Annotated in this window: 15 protein-coding genes; 12 read left to right on the top strand and 3 right to left on the bottom strand. The window is 61.9% G+C overall.

The features are described from left to right. Window positions 1-134: 134 nt before the first annotated feature. Complete coding sequence (locus tag KGA97_RS26005) at window positions 135-1058, bottom strand: LysR family transcriptional regulator (RefSeq protein ID WP_008033815.1); 924 nt, start codon at window positions 1056-1058, stop codon at window positions 135-137. A gap of 175 nt (window positions 1059-1233) precedes the next feature. Between KGA97_RS26005 and KGA97_RS26000 the strand changes: the two genes are divergently transcribed. The 11 genes from KGA97_RS26000 (at window position 1234) to KGA97_RS25950 (ending at window position 13694) form a co-directional block, all read left to right on the top strand. After that, complete coding sequence (locus KGA97_RS26000; protein WP_008033814.1) at window positions 1234-2373, top strand: iron-containing alcohol dehydrogenase; 1140 nt, start codon at window positions 1234-1236, stop codon at window positions 2371-2373. 84 nt (window positions 2374-2457) lie between these two features. Further along, window positions 2458-3237, top strand: a complete 780-nt coding sequence (locus KGA97_RS25995; RefSeq protein ID WP_223481758.1) for an enoyl-CoA hydratase-related protein — start codon at window positions 2458-2460, stop codon at window positions 3235-3237. 1 nt (window position 3238) lies between these two features. Further along, a complete protein-coding gene (locus KGA97_RS25990; RefSeq protein WP_008033811.1) occupies window positions 3239-4447 on the top strand; it encodes a CaiB/BaiF CoA transferase family protein in 1209 nt (402 codons plus the stop codon). A 169-nt stretch (window positions 4448-4616) separates the two neighbouring features. After that, a complete protein-coding gene (locus KGA97_RS25985; RefSeq protein WP_008033809.1) occupies window positions 4617-5660 on the top strand; it encodes a TRAP transporter substrate-binding protein in 1044 nt (347 codons plus the stop codon). A gap of 15 nt (window positions 5661-5675) precedes the next feature. Beyond that, window positions 5676-7574, top strand: coding sequence for a TRAP transporter large permease subunit (locus tag KGA97_RS25980; protein WP_008033807.1), 1899 nt, complete (start codon window positions 5676-5678; stop codon window positions 7572-7574). 40 nt (window positions 7575-7614) lie between these two features. Beyond that, window positions 7615-8073 (top strand): thioesterase family protein, encoded by a 459-nt coding sequence (locus KGA97_RS25975; protein ID WP_223481757.1) that lies wholly within the window; start codon window positions 7615-7617, stop codon window positions 8071-8073. A gap of 15 nt (window positions 8074-8088) precedes the next feature. After that, the gene (locus KGA97_RS25970) at window positions 8089-9048 is read left to right on the top strand and encodes an amidohydrolase family protein (protein WP_223481756.1); all 960 of its coding nucleotides are present in this window, start codon (window positions 8089-8091) and stop codon (window positions 9046-9048) included. Then, window positions 9041-10000 (top strand): amidohydrolase family protein, encoded by a 960-nt coding sequence (locus KGA97_RS25965; RefSeq protein ID WP_223481755.1) that lies wholly within the window; start codon window positions 9041-9043, stop codon window positions 9998-10000. The genes KGA97_RS25970 and KGA97_RS25965 overlap by 8 nt, the downstream gene beginning before the upstream one ends. Window positions 10001-10031: 31 nt before the next feature. Continuing rightward, window positions 10032-11609, top strand: coding sequence for an aldehyde dehydrogenase (NADP(+)) (locus KGA97_RS25960; protein WP_223481754.1), 1578 nt, complete (start codon window positions 10032-10034; stop codon window positions 11607-11609). A 125-nt stretch (window positions 11610-11734) separates the two neighbouring features. After that, window positions 11735-12307, top strand: coding sequence for a PPC domain-containing DNA-binding protein (locus KGA97_RS25955; RefSeq protein ID WP_207284623.1), 573 nt, complete (start codon window positions 11735-11737; stop codon window positions 12305-12307). 79 nt (window positions 12308-12386) lie between these two features. Beyond that, window positions 12387-13694 carry an OprD family porin gene (locus KGA97_RS25950; protein ID WP_223481753.1) on the top strand — a complete coding sequence of 436 codons (1308 nt, stop codon included), beginning with the start codon at window positions 12387-12389 and terminating at the stop codon, window positions 13692-13694. Between the two features lie 30 nt (window positions 13695-13724). On the opposite strand, the gene KGA97_RS25945 is transcribed toward KGA97_RS25950, so the two are convergent. Then, complete coding sequence (locus KGA97_RS25945) at window positions 13725-14507, bottom strand: SDR family NAD(P)-dependent oxidoreductase (protein ID WP_008043101.1); 783 nt, start codon at window positions 14505-14507, stop codon at window positions 13725-13727. Window positions 14508-14624: 117 nt separating this feature from the next. Further along, window positions 14625-15548, bottom strand: coding sequence for a LysR family transcriptional regulator (locus tag KGA97_RS25940; protein ID WP_008043103.1), 924 nt, complete (start codon window positions 15546-15548; stop codon window positions 14625-14627). Between the two features lie 150 nt (window positions 15549-15698). On the opposite strand from KGA97_RS25940, the gene KGA97_RS25935 reads away from it, so the two are divergent. Next, window positions 15699-16604, top strand: coding sequence for an NAD-dependent epimerase/dehydratase family protein (locus KGA97_RS25935; RefSeq protein WP_008035828.1), 906 nt, complete (start codon window positions 15699-15701; stop codon window positions 16602-16604). Window positions 16605-16937 lie beyond the last annotated feature (333 nt).

Here is a 16937-nt window from a genome sequence, read left to right as displayed (position 1 = left end):
CGGAAAGCCGGCTCCTACAAGGGTTTGGTGGCGGGCACGGGAAAGGTGAACAACACGATCCACTGTAGGAGCCGGCTTGCTGGCGATGAGGCCCGTGGGTTTTGCATCGATTTCGAGGCCGTCATCGCCGGCAGTCAGGCGGGATTCAGCAGTGCCTCGCGCAGCAGCCTGGCCGCTGGCGAGTCCGGGACGCCTTTGCGCGACACCAGTTCATAGGGTTCGCTGCGTGAGGTGATCGGCAGCGGCAGCGTGGTGGTGAAGCCGTAGCCGGAGCAGAACTTCGCCACGTCGGTCGACACCAGTGCGACGAGGGTCGGGTTTTCCTGGAGCAGCGACAGAGTGGCGAAGGCCGAGGTGGTTTCCAGCAAATGCACCGGAAAACGCAGATCTGCCTCATGAAACTCCCGCTCCAGCAGCAGGCGCATCGGCATGTTGGCGCGATAGACGACCCAGCGGTAATCCACCAGGTCTTTCAACGACAACTGGCGGGCATAGGCAAACGGATGCTGGGTGCTGGCGATCACCGCCAGGGTTTCCTCGACGAAGGTCGAGCTCTCATACAAGTAGGGGGTGGTGCTGATGGTGGTACGGCAGATCGCCAGGTCCAGGCGCCCGGCATCGAGCTGGCTGAGCAGCGCGGCGCTGGTGTCTTCGACAATCTCGATGGACAGCTTCGGGTTGTCGGCAATCACCCGGCTGATCGCCGTGGTCAGCAGCGGCACGGCGCCCATGATGGTGCCGACCGACACGCGTCCGCCCTCGCCGCTCATGATGCCGATGATCTCTTCGCGCAGGTGCGCAAGGTCAGTCTGGATCAACCGCGCGTACCGGATGACCGAACGTCCGGCGTCGTTCGGCTCAAGCCCGCGGTTAGTGCGAGTGAACAGCGCAGTGCCGAAAGTGGTTTCAATTTCTTGCAGCGCCTTGCTCGCGCCGGGCTGGGTCAGCGCGACCTGTTTGGCCGCGCCCAGCAACGAGCCGTGCTCATCCAGGGCGATCAGCAAACGGAGCTGCTTGACGTGCAGGCGGGACATGATCGAGTTCAGTGAGGGCGTCATCAGGGTTAACTAAAAGTTATAGAGGTATCGAAAGTTGTCAGTATCGAGGCTGGCCAAGACGGCCCTATAGTCCACCCCACAGCCAGGCAATGCAATGGGTTTGACCAGAGCGCGAAAGCCCTCCTGCCCCAGACCGGTTGCAACAATAACAATCCTGTATAACTTGTGGTGAATCATGTCACTCATCAATTACGTCACCAAAATCCAGTTCGGCTACGACAGCCTGCAGCACCTGGCCGCCGAAGCCGAGCGCGCCGGCATCACCCGGCCGCTGATCGTCACCGACGTCGGCGTACGCAATGCCGGCATCGTCGACAAGGTCATCGCCGCCCTCGGTGGTGACCGCGCACCGACAATTTTCGACGCCACCCCGCCCAATCCGAATGAACACGCCGTGCGTGAAGCCGTGGCCCAATACCACCTCGGCGAGTGCAACGGCATCATCGCTGTCGGTGGCGGTTCATCGATCGATCTGGCCAAGGGCGTCGCGGTCTGCGCCACCCACGACGGTCCTCTGCAAAGCTTCGCGGTGATTGAAGGTGGACTGGATCGCATCACCTCGGCCACCGCGCCGCTGATTGCGGTTCCGACCACAGCCGGCACCGGTAGCGAGGTGGGTCGCGGCGCCATCCTGATCCTCGACGATGGTCGCAAGGTCGGCGTTATCTCCCCCTATGTCGTGCCGCGCGTGGCCATCTGCGATCCGGAGTTGACCCTCGGTCTGCCGCCCATGCTCACCGCCGCCACCGGCATGGACGCTATCGCGCATTGCATCGAAACGTTCATGGCACCGGCCTTCAACCCTGCCGCAGACGGCATCGCCCTCGACGGTTTGTGGCGTGCCTGGGAACACATCGAACGCGCGACCGCCGAGCCCGGTGATCGCGAAGCGCGGATGAACATGATGAGCGCGTCCATGCAAGGCGCGCTGGCCTTCCAGAAAGGACTGGGCTGCGTGCACAGCCTTTCCCACGCCTTGGGCGGCATCAATCCGAAACTGCACCACGGCACTTTGAACGCGATTTTTCTACCGGCGGTCGTGCACTTCAACGCCAACGCCCCGACCGTCCGTGACGAGCGCAAACTGGAACGACTGCGCCATGCCATGGGCCTTGAGGCCGACGCGAACATCGGCGCAGCCATCGAAGACATGACCAAACGCCTGGGCCTGCCGACCCGCCTGAGCCAGATCGGCGTCGATGAAAGCCTGTTCGCCGGCATCGTCGAGGGCGCGTTGCACGATCACAGCCACAAGACCAATCCGCGCGAAGCATCCTCGGCGGACTACCTGTCGATGCTCGAACAATCGCTGTAAGCAGCCGCTGCCCAACAACAATAAATCAGGAGGCAACCGCGTCGTCGATCTCACCCCCCGAGCATCGACGGCAGCGGAACAATCATGAAGCCCACCGTCCTTATCGAACGGCAAGACGCCATTGCCATCGTCACCCTCAGTCATCCGGGAAAGATGAACGCCCTGACCCTGTCCATGTGGCAAGACCTGGGTGACGTCATGACCGAACTGTCCGCCGACCTCAGCGTGCGCTGCGTGGTGTTGCGCGGTGCGGGCGAACAGGCCTTTGCCGCCGGCGCCGATGTCGGCGAGTTTCCGAGCGTGCGCGCCAACCAGGCGCAAGCCCGACACTATGCCGAAGTCACTTCAGCGGCGATGCGCGCGGTTGTCGACTGCCCGCACCCGGTGATCGCGATGATCCACGGCGTGTGCGTCGGCGGTGGCCTGGAAATCGCCGCACTCTGCGACCTGCGCATCTGTGGCACGTCCAGCCGCTTCGGCGCGCCGGTCGGCAAGCTCGGGCTGGTCATGTCCTATGACGAAATGGCCGGGCTGGTGGCGCTGGCGGGACGCTCGACGACCCTGGAGATTCTCCTTGAAGGCCGCATTCTCGACGCCAACGACGCCTACGTGAAAAACCTCGTGACCCGCGTCGTACCGGATGCCGAAGTCGAATCCGAAACCCTCGCCACCGCCAAACGCATCATCAATGGCGCCCCGCTCGTCGCCCGCTGGCATCGCCAGGCGGCACGGCAACTGGAAGCGGGCATCGCCCCCACCGTCGAGCAGATCGACAGCAGTTACGCCTGCTACGACACCGACGATTTTCAGATCGGCCTGAACGCGTTCATCGCCAAAGCCAAACCACAATTCGAGGGCAAATAACATGGGACCGCTGACAGGAATGCGCGTGGTAGAACTGGCTCACATCATGTCCGGCCCGGTGTGCGGCATGATGCTGGCCGACATGGGCGCCGACGTGGTGAAGGTCGAGAAAGTCCCGGACGGTGATGATTCGCGCCGCTTCTCGCCGATCATGGCCAGCGGTGAATCCGCTTCGTTCATGGTGGTCAACCGCAACAAGCGCGGGATCGGCCTGAACCTGAAAACCGAGGGTGGCCGCGACGTTCTGCGCCGCCTGCTGATGGACGCCGACGTGGTCACGGAAAACTACCGCGCCGGCACCATGGAAAAATTCGGCCTCGGTTACGAAACCCTGAAAACCCTCAACCCCGGGCTGATCTACTGCGCGATTTCCGGTTACGGCCGCAGCGGGCCGTTCGGCGAGAAAGGCGGTTTCGACCTGATCGCCCAAGGCATGAGCGGCATGATGAGCATGACCGGTGAAGCCGGGCGTGAGCCGGTCAAGGCCGGTTCGCCGGTGGCCGACATCAACTCCGGCATCCTCGCCGCCCTCGGCATCTGCGCCGCGTATGCCGCGAAACAGAAAACCGGCCTTGGGCAGATGGTCGACACCTCGCTGTTCGAAGCCGGCCTGCAACAAATGTACTGGCCAGCAGCAGCGTATTTCGCCGATGGCACCATCCTGCCAAAAATGGGTTCGGCCAACTCCACCAGCGCGCCGTACCAGGTGTTCCGCACGGCAGACGGCTGGATCAACATCGGCGCCGCCAACCAGGCCAACTATGAACGACTGGTCGAGGCGCTGGCCGTTCCGCAATTGAAAGCCGACCCACGCTTCGCCAGCAACGCCTTGCGCATGGAGCATCGCCTGGCGCTGGTGGAAATCCTCAACGAAGTGCTGGTCGCACGCACCACGGATGAATGGATGGTGTTGTTCGACAGCCTCGGCCTGCCTGCCGGGCCGGTCCTCGACATCGCCGCCGCGCTGGCCCACCCGCAAACCAAGGCACGCGGCATGGTCGTCGAGACCGAACACCCGACCGAAGGCCGGGTGCGCGGCATGGGCTTGCCGATTCACTTCTCCGACATGGACAACGCCGCGCCACCGACCAGCCGCCCTGCACCGCTGCTCGGCGAGCACACCCGCGAAGTGCTGAAGGAAAGCGGATATGCGGAAAACGAAATCGACGAGTTGATTCGCACCCAAGCGGTGGTCGCACTCGCCTCCTGAACCGAACTGTGTGGGAGCGAGCCTGCTCGCGATGGACGTTAACGAAAACGCGTTTTTGGCTGGATAAACGCGGCGCCCTCAGGTCCATCGCGAGCAGGCTCGCTCCCACAAGGAGCAGCGTTCGCGTTGCTTTTTAGAACAACTACAACAAAAACAATAGGTGAACATCATGAGCCGTATCTTGACCGAGTCCGTCAGCCGCCGATCCTTCCTAGTGTCTGCCGGCGTCACCGTGGGTGGCGCATTTGCCGCCAACCTGCTGCCTTCCAGCGTCTTCGCCGCGACCAAACCCATCGTGCTGCGCTACACCAGCAGCCTGCCCGACACCCATCCGCTGAACCAACAGATGAAGGCCGCCTCGCTGGCGATCAAGGCCGAAACCAACGGCGCGGTGGACTTGCAGGTGTACGCCAACGGCGCCATGGGCGGCGACACCGACATGCTGTCCCAGGTGCGCGCCGGGGCAATCGATTTCATTCCACTGCCGGGTGCGATTCTCTCGACGCTGGTGCCGGCCATGTCGATTGAAAGCATGCCGTTTGCGTTCAAGGACTACGACAGTGTCTGGGCTGCGCTGGACGGCAAGCTGGGCGAGTACGTGCGCGCCAAGACCGAGAAGGTCGGCCTGATCCCGATGGAAAAAGTCTGGAACAACGGCTTCCGCCAGATCACCAGTTCGACGCGTCCGATCAACACGCCGCAAGACCTCGCCGGCTTCAAACTGCGCGTCTTGGTCAGCCCGCTGTGGACGTCGATGTTCAGCGCCCTGGGCGCCTCGCCGACCGGCATCAGCATCAACGAAACCTACTCGGCCTTGCAGACCAAAGTGGTCGACGGCCAGGAAAACCCGCTGGTGGTGGTCGAGTCCGCACGTTTCTATGAAGTGCAGAAATATTGCTCGATGACCGACCACATCTGGGGCGGTTTCTGGATCGTCGCCTCGGGCAAGACCTTCCCGAAACTGCCGGCGGACGTGCAGGAAATCGTCTCCCGGCAGATCAACGCCGCCGCGCTGGTTCAGCGCCAACAGGTGATCGACCTCAACTCCAGCCTGGAGCCGTCGCTGACCGCCCATGGCATCACCTTCAACAAAGTCGACCGCACACTGTTCAGGACAGACCTGCAATCGAAAGGCTTCTACACCCAATGGAAGGATAAGTACGGCCCGGAAGCCTGGAGCTTGCTTGAGCAATACGCGGGTCAACTGTCCTAAGCCGGAGACAAAGTCATGAAAAATGAACTGCCAATGACGGATGTTGCTCCCGCTGAAGGACTCAGCCCACACCAAACCACATTTCGTCTCGGCCGCGCGCTGGACACCGGTCTGCGCTGGCTGACCGAGGGCAGCGCGGCGTTGCTGGTGGTCATCGAAGTCACGCTGCTGTTCTGCAACGTGTTCTCGCGTTATGTGCTCAACCAGCCGATTGTCTGGGGCGACGAACTGGCTTCGCTGCTGTTCCTGTGGCTGGCGATGCTCGGTTCGGTGGTGGCGATGCGACGCGGCGAGCACATGCGGCTGACCTCGTTCATCTCGCGGCTGCCCGTGGAAAAACGGGCGTTCATCGACACCCTGGGCGCGGTGATCGTCATCACCTTCATCGGGCTGCTGTTTACGCCGGCCTGGGAGTACGTCAGCGACGAGTGGATCATCACCACCGCCGCCCTCGAAATCCCCAACGCCTTTCGCGTCTCCGCCATCGCCGTCGGCCTGAGCCTGATGTTGATGACCTGCGTCGCCCGGCTGTTGACCAGCGCACGGTTGATCGACTTCTCGGTCTCGGTGGCGATGCTCGCGTCCCTCGGCGCGTTGTTGTGGGTGGCCGAAGGCTCGATGTTGCTGATGGGCAACTGGAACCTGGTGATTTTCTTCATGGTCGGCGTGATGGCGATGATCGTCATCGGCGTCCCCATCATGGTCGCGTTCGGCCTGGCCACGGTGGCGTACCTGTCGACCATGACCAGCACACCACTCACGCTGGTGGTGGGGCGGATGGACGAAGGCATGGCGAGCCTGATCCTGCTGGCCATCCCGCTGTTCGTGTTTTTGGGTGCACTGATCGAAGCCATGGGCATGGCGCGGGCGATGATCCGTTTCCTTTGCTCGCTGATCGGCCATGTGCGCGGCGGTTTGTCGTATGTGCTGATCGGCGCCATCTACCTCATCTCCGGTATTTCCGGCTCGAAAGCGGCCGACATGGCCGCCATCGCCCCGGCGCTGTTCCCGGAAATGAAGAAGCGCGGCGAGGATGAAAACGAACTGGTGGCGATGCTTAACGCTTCCGGGGCGATGTCGGAAACCATTCCGCCGAGCCTGGTGCTGATCACCATCGGTTCGGTGACCGGTGTGTCGATTTCCGCACTGTTCACCGGCGGTTTCATGCCGGCGGTGGTGGGCGCGATTGCGATGGCAGCCGTCATCTGGTGGAAGAACCGCAAAGGTGAGGCCTCTACCGGCAAACGCGCCTCGGGCAAGGAAATCGGCCACTCGCTGCTGCTCGCGATCCCTGCGCTGGCCCTGCCCTTCGTGATCCGCACTGCCGTGGTTGAAGGCGTCGCCACCGCGACCGAAGTCGCCGCCATCGGCGTGGCCTACACCTTCATCGTCGGTCTGCTGTGCTACCGCTGCTTCGACTGGCGCCGCTTGTACCCGATTCTGGTCAGCACCGCGTCGTTGTCCGGCGCGATCCTGATCATCATCGGCAGCGCCACCGCCATGGCCTGGGCGCTGACCCAGTCGGGCTTTTCGCACCAGCTGGCGCAAGTGATGGCGACCGTTCCGGGGGGCGCGATGGGCTTCCTGATCATCTCCGCCGTGGCGTTCATCCTGCTCGGCAGCTTCCTGGAAGGCATCCCGGCCATCGTGCTGTTCGGCCCGCTGCTGTTCCCGATTGCCAAAGCCATGGGCATCAACGACGTGCATTACGCCATGGTCGCGATCTTCGCCATGGGCCTGGGCTTGTTCGCCCCGCCATTTGGCGTCGGTTTCTACGCCGCGTGCGCCATCGCCAAGGTCGACCCAAGTGGCGCCATGCGCCGGGTCTGGCCGTATCTCGGCGCCCTGGTCGTCGCTCTGGCGGTGCTGATCGCCGTGCCGTGGATTTCCATCGGTTTCCTGCCGTCTGCCTGAATCAACCTTTGACTGTCAGCACTCAAACACGAGGTTTTGTATGAATTTCTCCACTCTGCACCCAGGCTCCGCCACCGAGCGCCCACTGATCGTCGACAAACAACGCACCATTTCGTTTCTGGGCGAAGACTTGCGCATCTACGCCACGCCGCGCCTGGTCGACGACATTGAGCAGACTTGCCTCGATTACCTGCTGACCTTCCTCGACGAGGGTGAAAACACCGTGGGGGCGGCGGTCGATATCCGTCACGTCGGCGCCACGCTGCTGGGCATGTCGGTGAACATTGTCGCCACGGTCACTCGCATTGAAGGTCGCAGCATCACCTTCAATGTCGAGGTGCGCGATGACGTCGAGCTGGTGGCGACAGCAGCGCATACCCGTGTGGTGGTGAACGTCGCCAAACTGCGCAGCCGCGTCCAGGCCAAAGCCGAGGCAGCGGCCGCCGGCGACGTCGAAGACGGCGTGCTCAGCCCTTCGCAATTCTCCGCGTCGCGCTGAGTCAGGGTCTTCGTCATGATCACCCTTCACGAACGCAACGGCATGCCGAACCTGGCGGCCGGGGATGCGCTGCCGGTCGTCGATGCCCATCACCATTTGTGGGACTTGGGCAACGGGCGCTATCCGTGGTTGCAGGACGAGTATCACGAGGAATTCTTCCTCGGCGACTATCACAGCCTGTGCCGTGATTTCCTGCCGGAACAGTTCCTTGCCCTGACCGAAAATCAACGCTTGGTCGGCACGGTGCACGTCGAGGCCGAGCGTGCACGCGATGAGCAAGTCGCCGAGACACGCTGGCTGGAACAGGTGAACGCCCGTTACGGCTTCCCGAATGCCATCGTTGCCCATGCCTGGTTCGATCGCGAAGACAGTGCAGAGATTCTCGCCGCTCAAGCCGCCAGGCCACTGGTGAAAGGCATCCGTTCAAAACCGGTGACCTCGGCATCGCCGGACGTATCGGTGGCCGGGGCCAAGGGCACCATGCAGGACCCGAACTGGCTGGAAGGCTTTTCACGGCTGGCCGAGCACGATCTGTCGTGGGACCTGCGGGTGCCGCCGTGGCACCTGGTCGAAGCGGCTGAAGTGGCGGCGATGTTTCCGCAGATCCGCATTGCGCTCAACCACACCGGTTTCGCCTGGGACCGCAGCCCACAAGGCATGGCGCGCTGGCGCAAGGGCCTGGAAGCGTTGGCCTTGCAGCCGAACGTGCACATCAAGCTGTCGGAGTTCGGGCTTAAAGATTCGCCCTGGAATTATGACGACAACCGGATTGTGATCCTGACCGCGCTGGAAATCTTCGGCCCCGAGCGCTGCATGTTCGCCAGCAATTTCCCGGTGGCCGGGCTGCGCGCCTCCTACGACACGATTGCCGATGGCATGGCCGCGATGCTCGCCCCCATGGGCCGTGCGGTGCAGGAAGCGGTGTTCGCCGGCAACGCCCGACGCTTTTATCGATTGGAGGAGCAGCATGGATAACCTGTCGGCCATCGACTGGCGCGCACGTTTTCTGGCCAGCGGCGACGATGCGGATTTGCCCATCGTCGACGCGCATCAACACTATTTCGATATCGAAAACCATTACTACCCGTGGCTGAACGACCGGCCGTTGCGACCGTTTCGTTATGGCGATTACTCGTCGATCTGCTGCAATTTCCTGCCGGCCGACTATCACCGGCTGACCGGCCGCCATCACGTGGTGCAGACGGTCGTGATCGAGGGTGAGTGGGACCCGGCGACACCGGCCGATGAAGTGCGGTTTGTCGAATCGCTGGCGAAAACCGAGTCCACCCTGGGCGCCATGGTCGCGCAGGCCTGGCTGGATCGTGAAGACGCTTTTGATCTGCTGCGCCTGTACGGCGATCACCCATTGGTGCGCGGCATACGCCACAAACCGGCAGTGACCAGCCGTGAGGCCTGGCGCGAAGATTTTGTCGCCCCCGGTTCGATGCGCGATCCACGCTGGCGCGAGGGATACGCACAACTGGCCGAAAACGGCCTGCACTTCGAATTGCAGGCGCCATGGTGGCATCTGCCGGAAGCCGCCGAGCTGGCCCGGGATTTTCCCGACGTGTCCATCGTGGTCAATCACACCGCACTGCCCGCCGACCGCTCCGAAGAAGGTCTGGCCGGTTGGCGTGAAAACCTCGCCCTGCTGGCACGGGAACCGAACGTCGTGCTGAAGATTTCCGGCATCTGCATTCCCGGCCAGGCATGGCCGGTCGAGTTGAACCGCGTGGTGGTGAACGACGCGATATCGATTTTCGACGTCAGCCGCTGCGCGTTCGCCAGCAATTACCCGGTCGATGGCGTGGTGAACAGCCTCAGCGAAGTGTTCGACGGTTTCAAAACCATTGTCCGGGACCGCTCTCTCGAAGATCGGCTTGCGCTGTTTCATGACAACGCCCGACGCATCTACCGGCTCGCTTGACCCGATTTGAACAGCTCATCAGGAGTCCAACATGTTTGAAGTTTCAGGCCACAACTACATCGCCGGCGCACGCTCGGCCAACGGCACGCACACCCTGCAAAGCCACGATGCCAACACTGGCGAAGCACTGCCCTATCGCTTCCATCAGGCAACAGCCGAGGAAGTGAATGCGGCTGCAGAAGCCGCGGCCACGGCGTACCCGACCTTCCGTAACCTGTCGGCCGCCCGCCGCGCCGGATTTCTCGATGCCATCGCCGCAGAACTGGATGCGCTGGATGACACGTTCATCGCCTTGGTGTGCCAGGAAACCGCCCTGCCCGCCGGGCGCATTCAAGGTGAACGGGCACGCACCAGCGGCCAGATGCGCCTGTTCGCCACGATGCTGCGCCGGGGTGATTTCTACGGTGCGCGCATCGACCGTGCGCTGCCGGACCGTCAACCACTGCCGCGTCCCGACCTGCGCCAGTACCGCACCGGGCTCGGTCCGGTCGCCGTGTTCGGCGCCAGCAACTTTCCGCTGGCCTTCTCCACTGCCGGCGGCGACACCGCTTCCGCCCTCGCCGCCGGTTGCCCGGTGGTGTTCAAGGCCCACAGCGGCCACATGGCAACTGCCGATTACGTCGCCGATGCGATCACCCGTGCAGCGCGCAAAACCGGAATGCCCGCAGGCGTGTTCAACCTGCTCTACGGCAGCGTCGGCGAAGCGCTGGTCAAGCATCCGGCCATTCAGGCGGTCGGCTTCACCGGTTCGTTGCGTGGCGGTCGCGCCTTGTGTGACATGGCGGCGGCGCGCCCTCAGCCGATCCCGGTGTTCGCCGAGATGAGCAGCATCAACCCGGTGTTGCTGATGCCCGAAGCACTCAAGGCACGCGGTGAAAAAATCGCCGCCGAGCTGAGCGCTTCCGTGGTGTTGGGTGCGGGCCAGTTCTGCACCAATCCCGGTTTGGTGCTGGGCATCCGCTCGGCGGAATTCACGGCTTTCCTCGACCGGTTTACCGGATTGATGAGCGAACAACCGGCGCAAACGATGCTCAACGCCGGCGCCTTGAAAAGCTATTGCCATGGCCTCGACAACCTGCGCGCTCACCCCGGCATCACACACCTGGCCGGCAGCGAGCAACAGGGCAATCAGGCGCGGCCGCAAGTGTTCAAGGCCGATGCGAGCCTGCTGATCAATGGCGATGAGCTGCTTCAGGAAGAAGTGTTCGGCCCGACCACCCTCGTCGTTGAAGTCGCCGACCACAGCGAATTGATGCAGGCATTGCACGGTTTGCGCGGGCAGTTGACCGCCACGTTGATTACCGAGGATTCGGAGCTCGATACCCTCGGCGATGTACTGGCCCTGCTGGAACAGAAAGTCGGGCGCGTGCTGTTCAACGGTTATCCCACTGGCGTGGAAGTCTGCGACGCCATGGTGCATGGCGGCCCTTACCCGGCGACGTCGGATGCACGCGGCACCTCGGTCGGAACCTTGGCGATCGATCGTTTCCTGCGGCCGGTGTGTTACCAGAATTGCCCCGACAGCCTGTTGCCGGAGGCCCTGAAAAACAGCAACCCGCTGGACATCGCCCGACTGGTTGACGGCGTCAGCAGCCGCGATGCGCTGTAAGTCACACGGCTTCAACTAACACCCACGTTTAGCGACAACTTCCGCGCCTGTTGAACTACAGGCGTCGGATTCGCTCGTCCCGAAAACCGCAACACCCACACAACAACAAAAACAGAGGAAGTCTCATGCAAGTCCAACGTCACCCGAAACAACGCCTGTGCAAACTGATGCTGGCCGTGTCCGCCGCCGTGATGATCAACATTGCAGGTGCTCAATTGGCCTTTGCCGAAACCACTCCCACCGCGACGACCGCGCCGATGCAATGTCCCACTGAAGCCACACCGCGCTACACCAAAACCCCCACCGGTTACCTCATGGTCCTGCGCACGGGCGACAACGCGTTCAAGGAGCTGACCAAACTGGCCATCGCCGAGAAGATCCCCAGCGCGTCCATCACCGGTATCGGCTTCGGCAACGTCAAGTTCGGTTTCTGGAACAAGGACAAGAAGGACTTCGACGCCAAGCTCTTGAACGGTGTCGAGATGGCGAGCATCACCGGCTCGGTCGCCTGGAAAAACGAACAGCCTTCGATCCATATGCACGGCGTGGCCGGTGACGCCACGTTCCAGGCGTATGGCGGCCACATCCTCGACTTCGAAGTCACCACCGGCTCGATGGAAATCACCGTGATCGTCCACCAGCGTCGCCTTGAGCGCGGCATTGACCCATGCATCGGCGCCAACGTGCTGGGTATCTGATCCAGGCATCACGCTCCCGCCTGTCACGGCGGGAGCCACCCTCCTGAATTCAAAAACTACAAAAAAAGGGGCGATTTACATGAGCAACAAGAACACCGTTGTAACCCTGGCGCTGGGCGCCATTGCACTGAGCACCCAGGCCCACGCCGATTTCCTGAGTGACAGCAAGGCAACCCTGGGGATGAGGAATTTCTACTTCAACAACGACAACCGCGACGGCCCGGCCGCGCCATCGAAAACCGAGGAATGGGCGCAGGGTTTCATGCTCGACTTCAAGTCGGGTTACACCGACGGCATGGTCGGCTTTGGTGTCGATGCGCTCGGGCTGATGGGGATCACGCTGGACAGCGGCAAAGGACGCCACGTCGGCAGCAGCATGATTCCGTCGGACAGCGACAACAGCGCCGTCGATGAATGGAGCCGGCTGGGGTTGACCGGCAAGGTCAAGGTCTCGAAAACCGAGCTGCGCCTGGGCACGCTGATGCCGAAACTGCCGATCCTGGTGTCCAACGACGGGCGCCTGCTGCCACAGACATTCGACGGCGGCCAGATCACTTCCAGCGAGTTCAAGGACCTGACCCTCACAGGTGGTCGCATCGAACATGCGACGGGCCGTGGCTCAAGCGACCGGACAGGCCTGGCAGCCACCGGCGGTACCCGTGAAAACAACGCCTTCGATTTCGCCGGCGGCGACTGGAAAATCACCAAGGACCTGACCGCCCAGTATTACTACGCCAACCTCGACAACTATTACACCCAGCAGTTTTTCGGCCTGTTGCACACGCTGGCGATCTCGGACAATCAATCGCTGAAAACCGACCTGCGCTACTTCAAGACCGATTCGTCCGGCGCCAACAGTTCGGGCACCTCAGGCTACCGGATCAGCGGCTACACCGAAGGTGCCGATGGCGAAATCGACAACCGGACCTGGAGCGCCGCACTGATCTACACCGCCGGTGCCCATGCACTCACCGCCGGTTATCAAAGCGTCTCCAGCGGCAGCAACTTCACCCAGCTCAGCCAGGGCAACCTGCCCAACAAAGGTGCCGGCGGCGCCAGCCTTTACCTGTACACCGACCGCCTGATCCAGACCTTCACCCGCGCGGGCGAACGCACGTCTTTCGGTCAGTATGCGTATGACTTTGCCGGTGTGGGTGTGCCTGGTTTGAAGGCTACGGTCATCTACCTCAGCGGCGATAACATCAAGACCGTCACCGGCGACACCCAGAAGGAATGGGAACGGGATTTCGGCCTGGACTACACGATTCAATCCGGCGCGCTCAAAGGTGTCGGGTTTGGCTGGCGCAACGGCAAGTCCAACAGCGAGGCAAGCCGTGATCAGGATCAAAACCGCTTGATCGTGAACTACAGCATTCCGCTGCTTTAACGTGTACCGGTTCGCAGGGATGCGACCCCCTTAAAGAATCGAGCGTATGGTGCCGCCCTCGACGCGCATGGCCATGCCATTGAGCGCCGGTGACGCCGCCAGGTGCAGCACGCTGCAGGCCACTTCTTCAGGCTCGATCATGCGCCGGATCAACGACGTCGGTTCGGTATCGTCAAAGTAATCGTGGACCACCTGCTGCGGGGTGATGCCTTTCTCGGCAGCGATTTCGCGGTGGTAACGCTTGACCGCCTCAGTGTAGGTCGGCCCCGGCAGGATCGAGTTGACCCGCACGGCGGTGCCTTTGGTGAGTTCGGCCAACGCTCGGGAAATCCCCAGCAGGCAGGTTTTCATCGCGCCGTAATGAACCATCCACGGCTGTGGCTTGACCGCGGATTCACTGCTGATAAACACAATCGAACCGTGCCCGCGTTCGAGCATCTGCTTCATGACCAGCCGCGTCATGCGCACACCGCTCATGACATTGACGTTGAAGTAATGAAACCACTGGGCGTCGTCTGTTTCGAAAAAGTCCCGGACCTCAAAGATGCCGACATTGTTGATCAGGAAATCAATCGGCCCGGACTCAAGGGCCAAGGCCACCAGACGTTCCGCCGCGCCTTCCTGGGTCAAGTCTGCCACCAGGCCTTTGCTGCGTTCACCCAGTTCTGCGACGGCTGCGTCGACCTCTTCCGCCAACAGCCCGCTGATGACCACGTTGGCGCCTTCAAGGATGAAACGCTGGGCGATGGCCTTGCCGATCCCCGTCGCGCCGCCGGTGATCAGCGCGGTTTTTCCAGTCAGTTGATAGTCCATGAACACCCCTGGTTTGTTGTTATGCGGACAATCATGCCCCAGGCCTGGCGTGAAGACTTTCAAGGGTTGCTGAAGACTGATTCAGCAAAAAACCGAAACCGCGGGGTTGTGTTGCAATCAGGGCGAGGTCAACTGCGGCCCGATTCGCTCCAGCAGGAAATCAATGAACACCCGTACGCGATGGGGCAATTGCTGTCCCGGGCCGATGAACACGGCGTGAATCGCCTCGGTTTCACCACTGTCGAATGCCTCCAGCACCGGTACCAGACGCCCCGCTTCGATGTCGGCGCTGATGTGGAAATTCGCCAGCCGGGCAATCCCCAATCCGGCCAGCGCCGACTGACGCATGCTCTCGCCGTCACTGAGCAGGACATTGCCCTTGGGCTCGATCTCGATGCGTTGACCGTCAGCGCCGCGAAAAACCCAGGCCTGGGAATGGCGATGAAAACCAAAACTGAGGCGGTTATGCCGCTGCAACTCCTCCAGGGTTTTCGGCTGCCCCCAGCGGGCGAGGTAACCCGGTGAGGCCACGGTGATCTTGCGGCTTTCACCCAAACGTCGCTGAACCAGGCTCGACTCTCTCATCGGGCCGGTGCGGATCGCGACGTCCGCGCGTCGCTCCAGCAAGTCCACCACGGTGTCGGTCAGTTCGACGTTCAGCGTGATGTCCGGGTAGGCCGCAAGAAAATCCGGCAGCAGCGGCAACAGGCAATGCAGACCGAACGGCAGGTTGGCGTTGACCTGAATCAGCCCGCTGGGCCGGGTCACGTTGGCGATATCTCGCTCGGCGGAATCGATCAGTTCGAGAATCCGCAGGCATTCGTTGTTGAACCGCTCGCCTTCCGCCGTGAGCTCCAGACGCCGCGTCGAGCGATGCAACAAGCGCGCACCCAAGCGCGCCTCAAGTCGCGCAATCAGTTTGCTGACCGCCGAGGGCGACATGTCCAGGCGTCGTGCGGCTTCAGAGAAGGTGCCTGCGTTGACGACCCGGGTGAACACTTCCATCTCGCCGGAGCGGTTGATGTCTTTGATCGTTAGCATGAACTTGATTCACAGATACTTGTAGTTCCAGCAGTCTAGCTCATATACGGAGTGAATCGTATCGTGACCGGATTCCTTGACCAGGAATACCTGCGCCTTCCATTTAATGCGAGGCCGGGCATAACTCAAAGATGCAAGGGAGATAATCCATTGAAAATTTTCGTTACCGGCGTGACCGGTTACATCGGCGGTTCCGTGGCCAAATACCTGGTGGATGCGGGCCATGAAGTCAGCGGCCTGGTGCGTAACCCGGAACACCGCGCAGCGTTGCAGGCACTGGGCATCACCCCGGTACTCGGCACCCTCGATGATGCTTATATTCTCAGCGAACAGGCGCGCGCTGCCGACGCAGTGGTCAACGCCGCCAACTCCGACCATCGTGCTTCGGTGGAAACGTTTATCAGCGCCCTGAGCGGCAGCGGAAAAGTGCTGCTGCACACCTCCGGTTCGAGCGTGGTCGGTGATGATGCTCGTGGCGCCTATGAACGCCCGGATATCTTCACCGATGAAACGCCGTTCACACCGATGGACATCCGCAAGGACCGGGTCGAGATCAATCAGCTGGTGCGTAATGCCGGTGTTGAGCTGGGTATTCGCAGCATCGTGTTCTGCCCGACCATGATTTATGGCGAGACGTTGGGCGTGCCGGCGAAAAGCGATCAACTGCCGAAACTGTTCGCTCAATCGCGCAAGTATGGCGCGGGGGCTTACATGGGGGCCGGGGTGCATCGCTGGTCCAACGTGCACATCGAGGACCTGGCGGAGTTGTATCGTCTGGCTATCGAGAAGGCGCCTTCTGCTTCGTTGTTCTTTGCCGAGAATGGCGAGGCTTCGTTTATCGAGATTGCGACGTCGATCAGCAAGTCGTTGGGTTTTGGCGGGGCGATTCAGAGCTGGCCGGCGGATGAGGCGATTGCCGAGCTGGGGGATTGGGCGCGCTTTGCCATTGGTTCGAATAGCCGCGTGCGTGCGGTCAATGCTCGTGTGTTGTTGGGCTGGGCGCCGAAGCGGGAGTCGATTCAGCAGTGGATCGAGACTAGCGGTGTGCAGTGGTGATTGTTCGCTTTATGCGGTGATGCTGCTGGGTGTGTGCATATCCATTTCTGCGGTAACGGCGGCTATTGGTTCCGCTCTTACAGCGGGTCACTTGGAAGAGCGCCAAGTAACCAAGCGCTCTTGCCCCTTTCGTTCGGTGCCTCGCTAAGGCTCGGCATGCCCTCGCTCCGGTCCTGCTCCGTGGGCCCGCCGCCATCGGCCATCCATGGCCGGGGGCGGCTAACCCGGCATCCATGCCGGGTTGCCCACTGCGCAGAACCTCCACTCGGCCTCTCGAGGGGGCGCTCAGATCAAAAGCTGAAGGCGAGCTAACGCTCGGCCTGATGAGTGGTG

It is taken from the genome of Pseudomonas sp. BF-B-15, from assembly GCF_019946675.1.
Taxonomy (GTDB): domain Bacteria; phylum Pseudomonadota; class Gammaproteobacteria; order Pseudomonadales; family Pseudomonadaceae; genus Aquipseudomonas; species Aquipseudomonas migulae.
Note: the sequence above shows the minus strand (reverse complement) of the source record. Positions and strands in the feature narration are given on the sequence as shown.